This window comes from Phenylobacterium sp. (genome assembly GCF_019636135.1).
Taxonomy (GTDB): Bacteria; Pseudomonadota; Alphaproteobacteria; order Caulobacterales; family Caulobacteraceae; genus Phenylobacterium.
This window is the reverse complement of record NZ_JAHBYD010000024.1, coordinates 15,148-31,446: the sequence shown is the minus strand read 5'-3', so window position 1 is coordinate 31,446 and position 16,299 is coordinate 15,148. Positions and strand designations below refer to the sequence as shown.

The window sequence follows — 16,299 nt, the reverse complement described above, 5'->3', positions numbered from 1 at the left end:
AATCTGCGCGCCCGACCCTAGGCTTACTGCGCCGATCCTGCAATTTCCCGCCTGATGCGGCGTCGACACGCCGCCGGGTTCCAGGACGACTATTTCTTGATCGCGGCCGCCGGCGGCGGCTGCAGCCCGGGGGCCATCGGCGCCTCCGTCGGCTTCTCGGCCGGCGTCGACGAGGGCCACGGCGTCGCCGCTTCGTCCAGGATGCTGATCGGCTCCTCCCAGGGCACCCAGCCCCAGGTGATGCGCAGCTTCCGGAAGTTCTTCGTCGCGTCGTAGCGCTGGACGGCCGGGACGAGGTTCCTGGCCTCCAGGCGGCCCATGGTGGCCAGCACGTTGGCGGCCGCCACATATTCGTCGCGACGCGAGCTCACCTGGTTCAGCTCGGCCTGGCGCAGCTCCTGCTCGGCGTTCAGCACGTCGATGGTGGTGCGCAGGCCCACCTTCTGCTCCTCGCGCGTGCCCTCGGCGGCGATCATGGCCGCGCGGACCTGCTCCTCGCTGGAGACGATGTTGGCACGGGCCGCGATGAGCTGGCTCCAGAACTGGGTCACGCCCTGCAGCACGTTGCGGCGGACACCCTCGACGGTGATCCGGTCGGCGTTGTTGCGCTCGACGGCCTGCCGCACGCGCGAGCTGACGAGGCCGCCCGAGAACAATGGGACCTGCACCTGCACGCCGAGGCTCGTGCCGCGGGTGAAGAAGTCGCGTTCCCAGATCTCCTCGCGGACCTGGTTGCGGAAATCGACGGTGGCCTGGACGCCGACGGTGGGCATCCGCTCGGCATGGGCGGCGGCGACGCGGGCGCGGCTGGCCTGCTCGGTGAACTGCTGGGCGCGGAGCTGCGGGTTGAACTGTTCGGCGACCTTGTAGGCCTCGTCCGGATCGCCCGGCAGCATGAAGGCGAGCGAAGGCTCCGGCTCGAGCTGGCCGGGATTCTGGCCCACCAGGGTCGCATAGCCGGCCCGCGTGATCGCGAGCTGGGCGATCGCCTGCTGAAGCAGCGCCTGCGCCTGGGCGAGACGGGCCTGCGACTGGGCGACGTCGGTGCGGGTCAGTTCGCCCACGTCGAACCGGGCCTGGCTCTCCTTGAGCTGGCTGGTCAGGACGGCGACGTTCTCCTGGCGGATGCGCAGCGACTCCTGGTCGCGGCGGGTGTCGGCGTAGGCCTGGATCACCGAGGTCAGCACCGAGGCCTCGACGCGGCGCAGGTTCTCGCGGCCCGCCAGGACGTCGGCGTTGGCGGCGTTCACCGCGGCGGCGGCGCGGCCGCCGGTCCACAGCGGCTGGGTGAAGGTCAAGGCGCCGCGGCTCAGGGCGGCGTCCTGGCGGCCGGCGCCGTCGAGGATGCCGTCGCCGTTGCGGTCGAACGCGCCGGTGGCGGCGGCGACGACGGCCGGGGTCGCGGTCTCGGAGTAGCTCCAGCTTCCGGTGACGCTGAGCGTGGGGCGAAAGTTGGTGCGGGCCTGGACGTAGGTCTCGTCGAGCGCGCGCTGGGTGGCGCGCTGGGCCTGGAGGGTCGGATTGTTCTGGTAGGCCAGCGCGATCGCGTCGGCCAGGGTCTCGGCCCCCGCGGGGGCGGCGACGGCGCCAACCGCGCCGGCGCACACGGTCGCGGCCAACAGACGGCCGCGGAAGTTCATCGGCATTTTCTTATCCCCGATCTCGCGAGAGACGCTGGCTTATATGCTGACGTCTGCCGCCTGGGCCAAGCCACGTCACCTTAAGCTTTTTTCACACCGCCGCGTTTCCAGGCGATTTCAGCGGCAACTAAAAGGCGAAACCGCGATCCGGCTCGAAACCCGCCAGCACGGGCGGGAAACAATCGAACAGGTCGCGCCGGCCGAGGCCCTCCGGCGAACGGACGTAGAGCACGGCCTGGCCCACCGGCCCGTCGCGCTCGACCACGCCCAGCCTGCCGTTCGTCGCGAGCGCGCCGGTCCACGCCTCGGGCGCACGGGCGACGGCGCCCTCGCAGACGATCATGTCGAACGACCCCGCCGGCAGCGCCTCGCCCGCCTCGACGCGGACCACGCTGGCCCCCAGTTCCTCCATCACGGCGGCGGCGTAGGGGGCGCTGATCGCCAGGGCGCGCTCGCCCGGCATCGGGCGCAGCGCCTGCACCAGCTTGCCCACGTCGCGCGGCTTCAGCAGCACGCGGCCCGGCGCGTATTCGGCCTCGATGTCGGCGTAGGCCAGATGCGCCTTGCCGGACGGCAGGAAGCTCTCGCGCGGCAGCTTCCGCATGGCGTCGTGGATGCGCACGTCGGTGACGTCCTGGGTGCGCACCTGGCTTTCCACCATGTTCTGGCGCGCGGCGGCGAAGTCGGCCATCGGGAATCCTTGGGACGGCAGTGTCCTGTGGCGGGCGTTATAGGCAGCCCCGCCTGGAAGGCAATTGCGGCTGATGGGGCGTTCTGCTAGTCCCCGCGCCTCACCTCCGGCGGCCTGATGGCGGAGTGGTGACGCAGCGGACTGCAAATCCGTGCACCCGAGTTCGATTCTCGGTCAGGCCTCCACATCGATCTGGGAAAGCCAGCCCCGAGGGGCCGAAACCCCAAGCCGCCCCCGAACAGGGCGGTTCTTTGGGACGCGCAACCCCATCCGGCCACAGCCTGCGTATCCCCCTTCAGGTAACCCCTGATGGGAGGATGTTCTTCGCGATGACCCGCCGCCGCCTCGGAGCCCTCGGCCTCGCCTGCCTCACCGCCGCCCTGCCCGGCCCGGTCCCCGCGCAACCCCGCGTCCGTGACGGCGGCCCGACGCCCGACGCCTGCGCGGCGTTCGGCTACCGCACGTCGTCCGCCGATCCGGCGTACGCCCGGGCAGGTGTCGGCGGCGGCCGGCTGTACGCCGCCCCGCCCCCGCCTCCGCCGCCGCCGCCGGTTGTGCAGAGTGCGCCGATGGTCCCGCCGCTGCCCGTGCCGCCGGTCGCCCGCCGCACCGAGGACATGCGCGCCAAGGCCGCGCCGAGCGCGCCCATGGCCGAGGTCGTCGTGAGCGGCTCGCGGGTCGCCGGGCCGTCCGCCTACAGCCCCTACCCCACGCAGCCGCGCGACACCGAGCGCTATCCCGGCGCCGTCGCCAACCCGATCCGGCAGACCGCCGCCGAGCCCGTCTCCACCTTCTCGGTCGACGTGGACACCGCCGCCTACTCGAACGTCCGCCGCTTCCTGAACGACGGCGTGCGGCCGCCGTCCGACGCGGTGCGGGTCGAGGAGATGTTGAACTACTTCGACTACCACTACGCCCCGCCCCGCGACCGGGCCTCGCCGTTCTCGAACTACGTGGCGCTGGCGCCCTCGCCGTGGTCGTCCGGGCGGCAGATCCTGCACATCGGCATCCAGGGCTTCGACGTGGCGCGCAGCGAAGCGCCGCCGCTCAACCTCGTCTTCCTGGTCGATACGTCCGGGTCCATGTGGTCCGAGGACCGCCTGCCGCTGGCGCAGAAGTCGCTGAACCTGCTGATCGACCAGTTGCGGCCGCAGGACCACGTCTCGATCGTGGCCTACGCCGGCTCGGCCGGCGCGGTGCTCGGGCCCACGGACGGGCGGCAGAAGCTGAAGATGCGCTGTGCGCTGGGCGCGCTCCGCTCGGGCGGCTCGACGGCCGGCGGCCAGGGCCTGTCGCTGGCCTACGCGCTCGCCCGGGAGAACTTCGACCGCCGGGCGGTGAACCGCGTCATCCTGCTCACCGACGGCGACTTCAACGTGGGCGTCTCCGACCCGTCGAAGCTGAAGGACTTCGTGTCCGACAAGCGCAGGAGCGGCGTCTACCTGTCGGTCTACGGCTTCGGCCGCAGCAACTACAACGACGCCATGATGCAGGCGCTGGCGCAGAACGGGAACGGGACCGCCGCCTACGTCGACAGCCTGCAGGAGGCGCGCAAGCTGTTCCGCACCGACTTCACCCGGTCGCTGTTCCCCATCGCCGACGACGTGAAGGTGCAGGTGGAGTTCAACCCGGCGCAGGTCAGCGAGTACCGGCTGATCGGCTACGAGACGCGGATGCTGAACCGCGAGGACTTCAACAACGACCAGGTCGACGCGGGCGAGGTGGGCGCCGGCGCCTCGGTGACGGCGCTCTACGAGATCACCCCGGCCGGCGCGGCGGGCTCGGCCGACCCGCTGCGCTACCAGAGCGCCCGGCCCGCCGCCGCGCCCGGAGCCGAGCTCGCCTACCTGAAGATCCGCTACAAGCTGCCGGGCGAGGCCCGCTCGCGCCTCATAGAGCGCCCGATCACCCGCGCCGACGCGGCAGCCTCGTTGCAGGCCGCGCCCGAGCCCACCCGCTGGGCCGTCGCGGTCGCCGGCTTCGGCCAGAAGCTGAAGCGCGACCCGCGCGTCTCCGACGCCTTCGGCTGGACCGACATCGCCCGCCTCGCCCAGACCGGCCGCGGCGACGACCCCTTCGGCGAGCGTGCGGAGTTCGTGCAGCTCGTGCGGGCCGCGGCGGAGGCGCGGAGCCAGAACGAATAGGCCCGACGCGAGGCGTTGCCGGCGGGCATTGCGCGCCGCAAGCGCCGTCGTTTCGAACCACCAAGGGCGCCAAGCGCACCAAGGGCGACGCCAGCCTCTTGGTGGGCTTGGTGTCGAATAGGTGATCCGCTCATCCCCGCGGATGCGGGACCCAGGCTTCACTTTGACGCCGATGCCGGACGTGGCCTGTCGGCTGATGGCTGCGCTGTGAAAGCAAGCCTGGGTCCCCGCATGCGCGGATGAGCGGCGATTGGATGAGCGGAGGTTGGGGGCTATCTGCCCGCGCGCTCGATCGCTTCGGCCAGGATGGGGCGCTGGCCCTTGTGGATCTTCACCGCGGCGGTGGCGGCGTCGAACCAGGCGGCGCGGTCCACCTCCGGGAAGCTCCGCCGGCGGCCGGTGCGCGGCGGCCACTCGATCTCGAAGGTGTTGCTGACGATCTCGGAGACGTCCAGGTCGGCCTCCACCAGCCAGGCGTGGATCACCTTGCCGGACGCGGCGCAGGGTTTGAGCGCCTGCGGTTCACCCCCGATCTCCAGCCCCAGCTCCTCGCGGAATTCGCGGCGCGCGGCGGCCCAGCCGTCCTCGCCCGGCTCGACGAGGCCCTTGGGGATCGACCAGCCCTCGGCGTCCCTCTTCGCCCAGTACGGGCCGCCCGGATGGACCAGCAGGAACTCCGGCCCGCCCGGCCGCGGCCGCCAGGCCAGCACGCCGGCGCTGACCTGGCCCGCCATCAGTCCATCAGCCGCTGCATCAGGTAGGTGTATTCGAGCGCCGCGCGGGTGGCCCGTTCGTTGAGGTTGGCGGCCGCCGCGTGCCCGCCGTCGATGTTCTCCCAGTAGAGGTAGTCGTAGCCGTATTCCTTGAGGCGCGCGGCGGCCTTGCGGGCGTGCGCCGGATGCACCCGGTCGTCCTTGGTGGACGTCTCGATGAACACCCGCGGATAGGGCTGGCCGGGCTTCAGGTTCTGGTACGGCGAATAGGTCATCAGCATGGCCCGCTCCTCGGGAACCTTCGGATCGCCGTATTCGCCGATCCACGACGCGCCCGCGCCGATGTGGTCGTAGGCGATCATGTCGAACAGCGGCACCTGGATGATGACGGCGTTGTAGAGCTCGGGGTGCTTCGTCAGCGCCACGCCCATCAAGAGGCCGCCGTTCGAGCCGCCGACGATGCCCAGCTTCTTCGGGTTGGTGATCTTGCGGTCGATCAGGTCCTGGCTGACGGCGAAGAAGTCGTCGTAGACCGCCATGCGCTTCAACTTCAGGCCCGCGTTGTGCCAGCGCGGGCCGAACTCGCCGCCGCCGCGGATGTTGGCCACGGCGAACACGCCCCCCTTGTCGAGCCAGAGCTTGCCCTGGGTCGGGATGTAGTTGGGCGACTGGCTGATCAGGAAGCCGCCGTAGGCGTTCAGCAGCGTCGGGTTGGAGCCGTCCAGCTTCATGTCCTTCGCGTGGACCACGAAGTACGGGACCTTCGTACCGTCCTTCGACGTCGCCCAGTACTGGTCGACCGCATACTTCGACGCATCGAAGCGGGCCGGCAGGCTGCGCAGTTGCTGGGCCTTGCCGCCCGCCGCGTCGGCCAGCCACTGGCTGTTGGGGCTGAGGAAGCTCGCGGCGTTCACGACCACCCGATCGTCGTGGTCCGACGCGGAGGCGATGGTCAGCGTCGAATCCTTCGGCAGGTCCAGCGTCGTCGAGGCCCAGGCATGGCCGGTGCGCTTCAAGCTGCGGACCTGGCCCTTCACGTTGTCGAGCAGGACGACGACGAGGCGATCCTTCGTCGTCTTCACCTGCTCCACCGACTGGCTGAGCGTCGGACGCAGCACCAGCGCCGGCTTCAGGTCCCCCGGCCGGACCTTCACCGCGGCGAGGTCGAAGTCGACGAGGTCGCCCTCCTTCACGCCCTTCGCGGCCCAGTCCTCCTCCAGGGAGACCAGGAGGCGGCCCGAGACGTAGCCTTGCAGGCTCGACTTCTTCGGCAGGTCGAGGCGGATCGGGCGTTGGTTGTCGACCAGCAGGTAGTATTCGGCGTTGAAGGTGTCCAAGGGCCGCCGGATCACCACCGCGGCCACCTTGCCGTCGGCCTCGCGATAGACGACCGACCTGACACCGTAGCCGCCGTCGTCCTTCTGGCCCGTGAAGACCTGCCGGGCCTGGGCGTAGGTCTGGCCCCGCTTCAGGATCTTGGCGATGAAGGGGTAGCCCGAGGTGGTCAGGTCGCCCTTGTTCCACTCATCGACCAGCAGCAGAGTGTCGTGGTCGATCCACGAGACGTCGGCCTTGCCTTCCGGCAGGCGGAAGCCGCCCTCGACCCACTGGCCCGTGGCGGTGTCGAACTCGCGAAGCTCGACGGCGTCCTTGCCGCCGTTGGAGAGGGCCACCAGGCAGTAGCGGTCGTCGGGCGGCAGGCAGGTGGCGCCCTTCCAGACCCAGTTGGCGTTCTCGGCCTTCGCCAGGGCGTCGACGTCGATCAGCGTCTTCCACTGCGGGCTGCCGGCCCGGTAGCTCTCGACGGACGTCTCGCGCCAGAGGCCGCGCACATGGTCGGCGTCCTGCCAGTGGTCGCGCAGCACGCCCTTGCCGGCGAAGCCCACGGCCGGGATGCGGTCCTTGGCGGTCGCGATCTTCAGCGCGTCGGAATAGAGGCCGGCGTAGCGCGGGTCGTTCTGCAACTGCGGCAGCGAGCGCGCATTTTCGGCCTTGGCCCAATCGAGCGCGCGGGCGCCCTCGATCTCTTCCATCCAGGTGTACGGATCGTCGTCAGGCGCGGCGGCTCCCATGAGAAAAGCTCCGGCAAGCAGGGCGACGGCGACGGCTAGGCGCATGGACGGCCCCTCATGGACATGGTCGCCGAGCCTTAACCTGCAGGCGCCTGCGGGTCACGCGCGATGCGGCGAGCGGGGGTCCGGTCAGAGGAGGCGCACGGCAGGCGGGCCATCGTTGGGCAGCCTGGCGAACTTGAGGTCGAAGGTGGCCAACTCATCGCATCCCGCGTCCACGGCCGCGAGGTAGTGCATCACGTCGGAGAAGTCGAAGCCCTGTCGGGCGAGGGCCAGCGCGCCCGCGACCCTGTCGGCGTGCTCCAAGGCGACATCGGGCAGCCCGGCCAGAGCTTCCAGCGCGGAGAACCGGCGTTCGCACGCGAAGCCGTAGACACTGCGAAGCACCCATTCCGCCTCCAGCATGACGCTCGTCGGGATGAAGACCCTGCCGTGTTGCAGCAGAGCCTCTGCCCTCGCCATCTGATCGGGATCGTCGCCTGTCATGAGGCGAACGAGGATGTTGGTGTCAACCGCGATCACGGAACTTGCGATACTCGCGCATGATCCGCGCGTCGTCCTCCGCCGCCGCCTCGACGACGCCTTCGTGCATCGCCTCGATCGTCTTTGCAGGACCATCGTACCTGAGGCGCCCGACAACATCCCCGAGCGTGGTCGGCGGGAAGGGGTTTTCGCGGGTGATGAGCACGCCGGACGCCGTTTCCTTCACGACCAGCCGCGCGCCCGCCTCCCAGCGGAGCTTGTCCCGGATGGCCTTGGGCAGGATGACCTGCCCTTTGGTCGAGATGACGGTCGTCTGTCGCAGCGGCGCGTTCATGGCAAAGTAAGATGCTCGTCTTACCTTGTCGCGTCAACCACCGACGACCCCGACGTAGAGCACCGGCAGCACCCAGACGATCGCGGCGGCGGCCCCGAGGAGCAGGCGCCGCCGACGGCGGCGCGGGCGGATGTGGGTCTCGAAGAAGCTGGCGTAGTCGAGCGTGGTCATGGGTCGTCTCCGTTGGCTGGAACGACCCTGGAAACGACCTACGTCAGAAACGGACGCCGGTTTGCTTCCAAACTCCAATTCTTCCTCGTCATCCCCCGGCTTGTCCGGGGGACCCATTGGGCTGTGAGTCGAACATGAGCCCCGCAGCGTCGAGGCCGCGGATCATCGCCGGCTCACAGCGCAATGGGTGACCCGGACAAGCCGGGCCATGACGTTCCCCAGGTGGTCACTGCCCCTACTCCCGCAGCGCTTGGTCGAGGTGGCGCAGGAGGTGCGCGCGGGTGGCGGCTTCCAGCGCGTCGGGCCAGGGCGCGCCGACGCGGGCGGCGAGGCGCCGGGCGCGGGGCAGGAAGACCGCGGCCAGCGCGGCGTTACCGGCCAGGATGCCCTCGCGGTCGGCGCGGACCGGCGGCAGGGCGGCGAGCTCGGCCCGCTGTTCGGGCGTCAACAGCGGGTTGCGCCTCAGCGCGCCGCCACGCTCGGCGACCCCCACGCCGTTCTCGTCCAGCATCAGGTCGACGATCATGCGGCGCAGCAGCTCCTGGCCGGACAGGCTGACGACGTGCTCCCCGCGACCCAGGCCGACAACGCTGAGGCCCAGGACGCGCCAGAACTCGGCGATGGTCCGGCCCAACGCCTCGGGCTCGACCCGGTGCGGCGGCGTATTGCCGGCCGGCGGCTCGTGGCCGATCCGGTTGAACAGCGGCGTCAGGCGGTTGCGGTCGTAGCGGTCGAGTTCGGCGGGCTCGACGAAGCTGAGGTCGAAGCGACGCCAGTCGTCAGCCACGGCGCTCACCACGCGGCTGTACAGCACGTTCACCAGCACGACCGGCGCGATGGCCGAGAGGTCGGCGGCGTAGCGCGCGGCGACCTCCCCGGCGCGGCCCGCCGGCGCCAGGGCCAGGATGTCCACGTCGCTGAACGCGTCGCCGCCGCCCGCGCCCAGGCTCCCGGCCAGCCAGGCCGCGTCGACGTCGGAATCACCCGATAGCACGGCCCGGATCGTCTCGATCAGCGCACGCTGGGCCCCGGTGGTCATGCCCGGCCGCCCAGGTGCGTCCGGAGCGCCACGGCCAATTCGCCGGCCATCATGTCCTGCAACGCCGGTGGGCCGACGATCTCGACCCTGTCGCCCCAGGTGAAGAGGTGCCAGGCCAGCTCGCGCATGCCGCTGGCGCGGAAGCGGACGAGCGTCGAGCCGTCGGCCTGCGGCTCGACCTTCTGGCGGGCGTGGAAGCGCCAGCGAAGGGCGTCCTCGCGGCCTTCCGGCGTGATGCGCAGGACCACGTCCTCGGTGTCGTCCTGATAGATGCCGAAGCTCTCGTCGGCATAGGCCTGGAGCGAGAAGTCCTCGGGCCGGTCCGACGGCCGGCTGGTGATCTCGGGATCGGACACGCGGTCGAGGCGCCAGTTGCGCGGGCCCGTGCCCGACCCGACCTCCTCGGCCACCAAGTAGTTCGAGCGCCCGAACAGGATGCCGTAGGGGGTGACCTCGCGGGTGCGGCCCGGCTGGGAGCCGCCGTCGTAGCGGAACCGCAGGGTGGACAGCGCCTTCAGCGCCTCGCGCACCGCCGCCAGCACCGTCTCCTCCTCGAACGGCCGTGGGCCCGCCTGCACGGCGATGGTCTCGGCCTGGAGCAGAGCCTCGAGATCGGGCGCCAGCCGGCGGCGCGCGGAGGCCCGCATGGCCGACAGCACCTTCTGCTCCAGGGTGCGCAGCGCCGCGGCGCGGGCGTGGGCGCCCTGACGGTCCTGCTGCTCGGCCGCCGCGGTCAGCGCGGCCAGCTCCTCCGCCGTCGGCGCCTGGAAGAGGCCGTCGAGGCCGGACGGGATGCGGAAGCGGCGGTCGCGGCCGTCCTCCACGATCTCCATCGCCGGGAAGACGCCGGCCACGGCGTCGCGCATCCGCTCGGCGGTGCGGCGCCCCACGCCCATCCGCTCGGCGATCTCGTCGAGGCTCAAGCCCTCGGCGCTGCTCGCCAGCAGCCGCGCCAGCTCCAAGAGCCGGGCCCCTTTTTCGTGACGCATCGGAGAAACCTACGTCCGTTTTTGTCGCACGACCCAGACAAAACCAGAACCATCGGAAGTTCGCAAGCAAGGACAACATCGATGGCCACCCGGTTCCAGCCCCGCCGCGCCGCCTTCACCCAGGGCCGCCTCGCCGGCGACCGCTTCGGCGGTTTCGGCCCCGCCGTCCGCACCTCGCCGCGCCCGGTCCAGGCGCCGCAGCCCGTCCGCCCGCCGCCGCCGGCCACGCTGGTCGACGCGGTGCTGCGCTTCCACGACGTCGAGGTGGATCAGGGCGGCGAGCGCACCCTGCTGCGCCTGTCCGAGCGCCGCATGCGCGACGCCGAGGTCGCCTCGGCCCTGGGCGCCGACGCCGCCCGCGCCGCCCGCGTCGCCATCCTCTGGAACGAGCGCGAGAGCGAGATCATCCGGGTGCTGGAAGCGGCGTGAGCCGCTCAGCCCGCCGGAGCCGGCGTCCCCTCGGGCCGGTAGTTCGGCTGGTCGATGGCGATCTGGTCGCGGGCCATGGTGGTCAGCGCGGCCATCAGCCCCGGCGTCTCGCGGGTCAATTCCCCCGCACGGATGCGCGCGCAGAGCTCGGCGTTGAGATCCTCGAACGACCCGTCGTGGCCCAGCACGCCGGCCATCCCGGCGACGGCGTTGGCCTCCGCGGCGGGGCCCTGAGTCAGCTCGCGGCAGATCGTGGCCATGGCGTTGGCGGCCACGCGGGCCAGGAAGGCGTTGCGCGGGTCCAGCGTGGGGCGGATCTCGTCGATCCAGAGGCGGACGGATTCGGCCAGTTCCTCGGTCTTCGGGTGCGTGATCAAAGGCCTTCCTCCAGCAAGACGACCAGGTCGGCCTCGGTCTCGGAGACGCGGCGGCCGATCATCGGGCGCTCCACCGACTTGTTCGCCCCATCGCGCCACGACAGGTACATGGTCAGGCACATGACGCCCCAGCGCAGCGACCCCAGCGTCTGCCAGAACCGCACGCGGGACAGGTCGATGGCCCGCCCGCCCGCCGCGACGTAGCCGGCCAGCAGGTCCGCATAGTCGCCGAACCCGCCGACGGGCCGGTCCGGCCGTCCGAAGCGCCATGAATTGGTGCAGATCCAGCCCATGTCCTCGGCCGGATCGCCCACATGGGCCAGCTCCCAGTCCAGCACGGCGGCCACGCCCTGCTCCGAGTCGAACATGATGTTCCCGTTGCGGAAATCGCCGTGCAGCAGCACCGGCTCGACCGGCTCGGGGATGTGCTTGCGAAGATACTGGAAGGCCAGTTCGAGGATCGGGCGCCGGGCGCCGGTGGCCCGGTAGATCTCCTCGTAGCGGTCGAGCTCGAAGGCGCCGTCGACGACCTTGAGGTCGATCCCCTCCGGCACGGGCGTGCGATGGATGCCGTAGAGCACCTCGCCGCACTGGCGCGCCAGCCCCGGCCGCACCGCGTCGAACCGGGGGTCGGAGGTGATCTTGCGGCCCAGCGTCTCGCCGTCCACGCGGACCATCACGTAAGCCTCGCCCAGCCCGTCCCGGTCGTCGCACACGTGGCGGACGTGCGGCACGCGCGCGCCGTTCGCCTCGGTCGCGGTGATCAGCGCCGCCTCGGTCGCAAGGCTCACCGCGCGGCCGTTCGCCGGGTCGAAGGGCGCGTTGCGGCGGCGCACGATCAGGCGCTCGGCGCCGCGCGGCCCCTCGAACGAATAGGCGTAGGTCTCCATGCTGGCGCCGCCCGAGAGGCGCTGGGCCTCGGTGACCCTGGCGCCCTCCCCGCCCAGCCTCACGGCGAGCTTCTCCAGGCCTGCGCGGACATCGACGGTCATGACCCGGGGGAACCTTCAACTTGGTCTAAAGTCGCCCCGATCTGGCGGGGTCGCCGGGGCGTTGTAAACGGGTCCCCCGACGTCAATCCCGCCCCTCGAGACGAAGCGCGTTGGGAGAATGCGGCATGGATTTCGATATCCCCAAGGACATCCAGGACTATCTCGGCGAGCTGGACCGGTTCATCGACGACGTCATCATGCCGCTGCAGCACGCGGACGATAACGACCGCTTCTTCGACCATCGCCGCGAGCACGCCCGCACCGACTGGGACAACGACGGCCTCCCGCGCCCCGAGTGGGAGCAACTGCTGGCCAAGGCCCGCAAGCTGGCCGACGACGCCGGTCACCTGCGCTTCGCCTGGCCCAAGGAGATGGGCGGCAAGGGCGGCAGCCAGCTCGCCATGGCCATCATCCGCGAGCACCTGGCCGCCAAGGGCCTGGGCCTCTTCAACGACCTGCAGACCGAGCACTCGATCGTCGGCAACAACCCGTTCGTGCTGATGTTCAAGGAGTTCGCCACCAACGAGCAGTACGACCGCTACGCCGACGACCTGCTGAACGGACGCATGCGCACCGGCTTCGGGCTGACCGAGCCCAACCACGGCTCCGACGCCACCTGGATGGAGACCCGCGCCGTCCCGCACGAGAAGGACGGCAAGCCGGGCTGGCTCATCAACGGCGAAAAAATGTGGACAACCGGAATGCACGTCGCGAACTACGTGATGTGCTTCGCGCGCACCTCCGGCAAGGACGGCGACGCCATCGGCATCACCTGCTTCATCGTCCCCGCGGACGCTCCCGGCCTGAAGATCGAGGAGTACCTGTGGACGTTCAACATGCCGACCGACCACCCGCGGATCAGCTTCACGGACGTGTGGATCCCCCAGGACAGCTACTGGGGCCAGATCGACCGGGGGCTCGGGATCGGGCAGTCGTTCGTGCATCAGAACCGGATCCGGCAGGCGGCGTCCAGCCTGGGCGCGGCGCAGTTTTGTGTCGATGAATCCGTGCGTTACGCGCGGGAGCGGAAGCCGTTCGGCAAGGCGCTGGCCGAGAACCAGGCGATCCAGTGGCCGCTGATCGAGTTGCAGACCCAGTGCGAGATGCTGCGCCTGCTGATCCGCAAGACGGCCTGGCAGATGGACAACATGGAGCACAAGGAGATCGAGCGGACGATCTCGGACAAGGTCTCCATGTGCAACTACTGGGCGAACCGGCTGGTCTGCGAGGCGGCCGACCGGGCGATGCAGGTGCACGGCGGCATCGGCTATTCGCGCCACAAGCCCTTCGAGCACATCTTCCGCCACCACCGCCGCTATCGCATCACCGAGGGCTCGGAGGAGATCCAGATGCGCAAGGTGGGCGCCTACCTCTTCGGCTACCTGGGCCCGAAGCGGGCGGACCCGTTCTTCAAGGCGCACAACGAGGCGGAGAAGGCGGCCAAGGGCGCAGACTACGTCCAGCCCGTGCCGGCGCACCACAACGCATCGCGCTAGGCGGCGGCCTCCGCCGCCGCGTACAGCCTGTCGAACACCGGCGGCAGGCTGTCGGGGAGGCCCAGAAGGGGGCCGGACGACAGGAGTAGCACCACCTCGTCGCCGCTCAGGCGGCTGAGGGCGGCGGTGGCGGCTTCGGCGGTCTCGACCGCTTCGACCGGGACGCCCGTCGCGGCCACGCGGGCCAGGATCTCGGGCAGCGACGACTGCTGGTGGCTCGCCGCGCCGTGGGTCGGCGGCGGGATGACCAGCACGCGGGCCACGCCCTCGAACACCGTGTCGTACCAGGGCAGCGCGTCGCGGTTGCGCCAGGAGAAGGTGTGGGGCTCGAACACCACGGTCAGCGGGCGGGTCGGATAGTGCAGCAGCATGGCCTCGATGGCCGAACGGGCCTTCTCGTAGGAGCTGCCGAACCCCTCGATGACCGGAACGGACGAGGCCCTGGTCAGGCGGTCGAGGCGCCGCCGGATGCCGGCGAAGCTCTCGACGGCGCGGGCGAGGTCGGCCTCGGAAGCCAGCCCGCGCTCCAGCACGTAGGCCGAGACGCCGACGATGTTCTCGACGTTATGCTCGCCCAGCAGCGTGGTGGCGAGCGGCACGCGGCGGCCGCCGGGGCCCACGAGCGTGAAGCGGGTCACCTCGCCGTAGGCCACGTCCTCGCAGTACCAGCCGTCACACGCTGAGGTGTCGTACCAGACGACGCGCGAGGCGGCCTCGCCGGCGATCATGCGGATGGCGGGGTGCTCGCGGGCCACCAGCAGGCCCTCGGCGGGCAGCAGGCGCAGCAGCTCGCGGAACGGCTTCTCGTAGTCGGCGAAGGTCGGGAAGACGTTGACGTGGTCGTGGATCAGCGAAGTCAGCAGCACGTCGCGCGGGTGGTAGAGGACGAACTTCGAGCGCCGGTCGTTCGGGCCCACGATGTACTCGTCGCCCTCAAGGACCACCTCGGGCGCCACGCCCCAGTGGCCGGTGTCGGGCAGCGACGGCGAGATGGCGCCGATCATCCAGCCGGCGTCGCGGCCGCTCGTCCGCAGCACATGGGCCAGGAGCGCCGTGCAGGTGGACTTGCCGAACGAGCCGGCGACCACGGTGTTGCGCTTGATCCCGGTCGCCTCGCCGACCAGTTCCGGGAAGGTCGTGACGCGCACGCCGCGCGCGCGGGCCGCCTTCACCTCGACGTTCGATTCGCCGCCCAGCTTGGCCGACGCGCCCAGCACCAGGAGGTCCAGCCCCTCCGGGAGATTCGCCGGATCGAACCGCCAAGAGATCGGGAATCCCAGGCCCTCGACGTAGGTCGACATGGGCGGGAACACGTCCTCGTCCGAGCCGGTGATCGCATGCCCCGCCTCGCGCATCATCAGCGCCGCCGCGGCCATGCCCGCGCCCGCGATGCCGGTGAAATGGATGCGCATCGGCCCTCTTTTCAAGCTGTCGGCGTCTCGTGATCGACCGATCCGCAGCCTTCGTCCAGCCCCGCGCGACAATGCGCCCGTCGCGCGAGTCCCGCACGCTCCGCGCGAAGCTTGGCCATGGGGTCACCGCGCCCCCGCGCGATTAACTTCAGCTTAACCACAGAAGCCGAGTCTCAGGGCGTCTTCTTCGAAGACACCCCACCATCACCGAACTTTTTGTGTGGCCCGGCGCTCGCGCCGGGCTTCTTTCGTCAGATCACACTCGCGCGCTCGAGATCGCAGCGATGACCTGTCGGGCTTGCAGCCAGGCGCCTCGCGACCTCAGCGCGCTCGGCCGCGCCGCCCTTGCGGATGTAGGCCAACTCCTCCGCGGTCAAGAGGACGATCGGCACGATGCGGACCGGCGACAGCGGCATGCCGGGGACCGACACGGGAAAGTCGGGGGTCGGCGCGCCCAGGAGGAACCCGAGAGAGTCGTCGAGGATGAAGCGTGAAGGCACCTGTCCCGCGATCCTGGGCGAGCCGGACGCACCGGGCGCTTCCGTCGAGATGAACCCGCCGAAGTCGTCCAGCCGGTCCACGATGCCCCCGACACCGGCGACCGTGGAGGCCATGGTCACGAGGACATCGAAGGCCCAGCTCTCCTTCAGCCGGTCGATTCCGCCTCCGGGCGGATCGGCGAGTTCGTCCGGAATGTGCGCGGTCTCCAGCATCAGCTCCATCTCGAAGCCGTTGCCCTCCTCAGCATCGTCGAACGGATCCGACATCCCATCGGTCGCCAGGATCACGGACGAGCCGCGGCGCACAACGCGGTAGGCCTGCCGAAGCGTCGGCCAGGCGGGTTCACCCATCAGGCCCGGACTGATCAGATGCGAGATGACATCGGGTTCGACCTCGCCGATCGAGGCCCAGTAGCGATCGCGAGCGTTCGCGCTGGCCTGGAAGGCCGGATTTTCCGCGGGAGAAGCCTGAGGTTCCGGAGGTGGAACGGCCGCTGGCGGCGACGGCCGCGAGATCGGAGCCTGCGGTGCGGGGGCCTCGAAACGCCCGCCGCCGAACAGTCGTCGAAAGAAATCCCCGATGGCCACGCGCGCTTCCCCTCCGCCACCTTCGCAACGCGGAGGCCGCCAGCCAAGGCGTGACGGTATCCACGGGGCGTCCTGCAACACGGTCCTCGCCCCGCTTGCACATCCCAACGGCGCGCAGTATACGCCCGCCCTCTCGACGGTGATCCCCGATAGCTCAGTTGGTAGAGCAGTCGGCTGTTAACCGACTTGTCGTAGGTTCGAGTCCTACTCGGGGAGCCATCGAGACCTT

16 protein-coding genes and 2 tRNA genes are annotated in these 16,299 nt (G+C 70.4%); 5 read left to right on the top strand and 13 right to left on the bottom strand.

Annotated elements, in window-relative coordinates; translation table 11 throughout:
• Positions 1–89 precede the first annotated feature (89 nt).
• Entirely contained in the window at positions 90–1,646 is a 1,557-nt protein-coding gene (locus KF737_RS16320) for a TolC family outer membrane protein (RefSeq protein ID WP_296457159.1), read from the bottom strand.
• A 121-nt stretch (positions 1,647–1,767) separates the two neighbouring features.
• On the bottom strand, positions 1,768–2,331 hold the full coding sequence (locus tag KF737_RS16315) for a protein-L-isoaspartate O-methyltransferase (protein WP_296457155.1): 564 nt from the start codon (positions 2,329–2,331) through the stop codon (positions 1,768–1,770).
• Positions 2,332–2,442: 111 nt separating this feature from the next.
• Here KF737_RS16315 and KF737_RS16310 point away from each other — a divergent pair.
• Both KF737_RS16310 and KF737_RS16305 read left to right on the top strand, forming a co-directional pair.
• Positions 2,443–2,516, top strand: a tRNA-Cys gene (locus KF737_RS16310).
• 144 nt (positions 2,517–2,660) lie between these two features.
• Entirely contained in the window at positions 2,661–4,475 is a 1,815-nt protein-coding gene (locus tag KF737_RS16305; RefSeq protein ID WP_296457153.1) for a VWA domain-containing protein, read from the top strand.
• 272 nt (positions 4,476–4,747) lie between these two features.
• Here the strand turns inward: KF737_RS16305 and KF737_RS16300 are convergent, their stop codons facing one another.
• The 7 genes from KF737_RS16300 to KF737_RS16270 form a co-directional block, all read right to left on the bottom strand.
• On the bottom strand, positions 4,748–5,209 hold the full coding sequence (locus tag KF737_RS16300; protein ID WP_296457149.1) for an NUDIX domain-containing protein: 462 nt from the start codon (positions 5,207–5,209) through the stop codon (positions 4,748–4,750).
• On the bottom strand, positions 5,209–7,305 hold the full coding sequence (locus KF737_RS16295; protein ID WP_296457146.1) for a prolyl oligopeptidase family serine peptidase: 2,097 nt from the start codon (positions 7,303–7,305) through the stop codon (positions 5,209–5,211). Before KF737_RS16295 ends, KF737_RS16300 begins: the two co-directional genes overlap by 1 nt.
• A gap of 84 nt (positions 7,306–7,389) precedes the next feature.
• Complete coding sequence (locus tag KF737_RS16290; protein ID WP_296457142.1) at positions 7,390–7,782, bottom strand: type II toxin-antitoxin system VapC family toxin; 393 nt, start codon at positions 7,780–7,782, stop codon at positions 7,390–7,392.
• Positions 7,769–8,077: an AbrB/MazE/SpoVT family DNA-binding domain-containing protein gene (locus KF737_RS16285; protein WP_296457138.1), complete on the bottom strand. Its 309-nt coding sequence runs from the start codon at positions 8,075–8,077 to the stop codon at positions 7,769–7,771. Before KF737_RS16285 ends, KF737_RS16290 begins: the two co-directional genes overlap by 14 nt.
• 33 nt (positions 8,078–8,110) lie before the next feature.
• Positions 8,111–8,248 (bottom strand): hypothetical protein, encoded by a 138-nt coding sequence (locus KF737_RS16280; RefSeq protein ID WP_296457136.1) that lies wholly within the window; start codon positions 8,246–8,248, stop codon positions 8,111–8,113.
• A gap of 235 nt (positions 8,249–8,483) precedes the next feature.
• Positions 8,484–9,287, bottom strand: a complete 804-nt coding sequence (locus tag KF737_RS16275) for a hypothetical protein (RefSeq protein WP_296457132.1) — start codon at positions 9,285–9,287, stop codon at positions 8,484–8,486.
• A complete protein-coding gene (locus KF737_RS16270; protein WP_296457129.1) occupies positions 9,284–10,276 on the bottom strand; it encodes a WYL domain-containing protein in 993 nt (330 codons plus the stop codon). The genes KF737_RS16275 and KF737_RS16270 overlap by 4 nt, the downstream gene beginning before the upstream one ends.
• 81 nt (positions 10,277–10,357) lie before the next feature.
• Between KF737_RS16270 and KF737_RS16265 the strand changes: the two genes are divergently transcribed.
• Positions 10,358–10,705 (top strand): hypothetical protein, encoded by a 348-nt coding sequence (locus tag KF737_RS16265; protein ID WP_296457126.1) that lies wholly within the window; start codon positions 10,358–10,360, stop codon positions 10,703–10,705.
• A gap of 5 nt (positions 10,706–10,710) precedes the next feature.
• On the opposite strand, the gene KF737_RS16260 is transcribed toward KF737_RS16265, so the two are convergent.
• On the bottom strand, positions 10,711–11,082 hold the full coding sequence (locus KF737_RS16260; RefSeq protein ID WP_296457121.1) for a DUF6285 domain-containing protein: 372 nt from the start codon (positions 11,080–11,082) through the stop codon (positions 10,711–10,713).
• Positions 11,079–12,074, bottom strand: coding sequence for a phosphotransferase family protein (locus tag KF737_RS16255; protein WP_296457118.1), 996 nt, complete (start codon positions 12,072–12,074; stop codon positions 11,079–11,081). Before KF737_RS16255 ends, KF737_RS16260 begins: the two co-directional genes overlap by 4 nt.
• 125 nt (positions 12,075–12,199) lie before the next feature.
• On the opposite strand from KF737_RS16255, the gene KF737_RS16250 reads away from it, so the two are divergent.
• On the top strand, positions 12,200–13,570 hold the full coding sequence (locus KF737_RS16250) for an acyl-CoA dehydrogenase (protein WP_296457117.1): 1,371 nt from the start codon (positions 12,200–12,202) through the stop codon (positions 13,568–13,570).
• On the opposite strand, the gene KF737_RS16245 is transcribed toward KF737_RS16250, so the two are convergent.
• Both KF737_RS16245 and KF737_RS16240 read right to left on the bottom strand, forming a co-directional pair.
• The gene (locus tag KF737_RS16245; protein ID WP_296457114.1) at positions 13,567–14,982 is read right to left on the bottom strand and encodes a Mur ligase family protein; all 1,416 of its coding nucleotides are present in this window, start codon (positions 14,980–14,982) and stop codon (positions 13,567–13,569) included. The genes KF737_RS16250 and KF737_RS16245 overlap by 4 nt on opposite strands.
• A gap of 251 nt (positions 14,983–15,233) precedes the next feature.
• The gene (locus KF737_RS16240; RefSeq protein WP_296457111.1) at positions 15,234–16,070 is read right to left on the bottom strand and encodes a suppressor of fused domain protein; all 837 of its coding nucleotides are present in this window, start codon (positions 16,068–16,070) and stop codon (positions 15,234–15,236) included.
• Between the two features lie 143 nt (positions 16,071–16,213).
• Between KF737_RS16240 and KF737_RS16235 the strand changes: the two genes are divergently transcribed.
• A tRNA-Asn gene (locus KF737_RS16235) sits at positions 16,214–16,289 on the top strand.
• Positions 16,290–16,299: the final 10 nt, after the last annotated feature.

Coding starts and splice junctions, on each gene's coding strand:
- KF737_RS16270 (WP_296457129.1), bottom strand. CDS start 10,276: ATGCGTCACGAAAAAGGGGCCCGGCTCTTGGAGCTGGCGCGGCTGCTG.
- KF737_RS16300 (WP_296457149.1), bottom strand. CDS start 5,209: ATGGCGGGCCAGGTCAGCGCCGGCGTGCTGGCCTGGCGGCCGCGGCCG.
- KF737_RS16315 (WP_296457155.1), bottom strand. CDS start 2,331: ATGGCCGACTTCGCCGCCGCGCGCCAGAACATGGTGGAAAGCCAGGTG.
- KF737_RS16305 (WP_296457153.1), top strand. CDS start 2,661: ATGACCCGCCGCCGCCTCGGAGCCCTCGGCCTCGCCTGCCTCACCGCC.
- KF737_RS16285 (WP_296457138.1), bottom strand. CDS start 8,077: ATGAACGCGCCGCTGCGACAGACGACCGTCATCTCGACCAAAGGGCAG.
- KF737_RS16280 (WP_296457136.1), bottom strand. CDS start 8,248: ATGACCACGCTCGACTACGCCAGCTTCTTCGAGACCCACATCCGCCCG.
- KF737_RS16245 (WP_296457114.1), bottom strand. CDS start 14,982: ATGCGCATCCATTTCACCGGCATCGCGGGCGCGGGCATGGCCGCGGCG.
- KF737_RS16320 (WP_296457159.1), bottom strand. CDS start 1,646: ATGCCGATGAACTTCCGCGGCCGTCTGTTGGCCGCGACCGTGTGCGCC.
- KF737_RS16250 (WP_296457117.1), top strand. CDS start 12,200: ATGGATTTCGATATCCCCAAGGACATCCAGGACTATCTCGGCGAGCTG.
- KF737_RS16255 (WP_296457118.1), bottom strand. CDS start 12,074: ATGACCGTCGATGTCCGCGCAGGCCTGGAGAAGCTCGCCGTGAGGCTG.
- KF737_RS16275 (WP_296457132.1), bottom strand. CDS start 9,287: ATGACCACCGGGGCCCAGCGTGCGCTGATCGAGACGATCCGGGCCGTG.
- KF737_RS16265 (WP_296457126.1), top strand. CDS start 10,358: ATGGCCACCCGGTTCCAGCCCCGCCGCGCCGCCTTCACCCAGGGCCGC.
- KF737_RS16295 (WP_296457146.1), bottom strand. CDS start 7,305: ATGCGCCTAGCCGTCGCCGTCGCCCTGCTTGCCGGAGCTTTTCTCATG.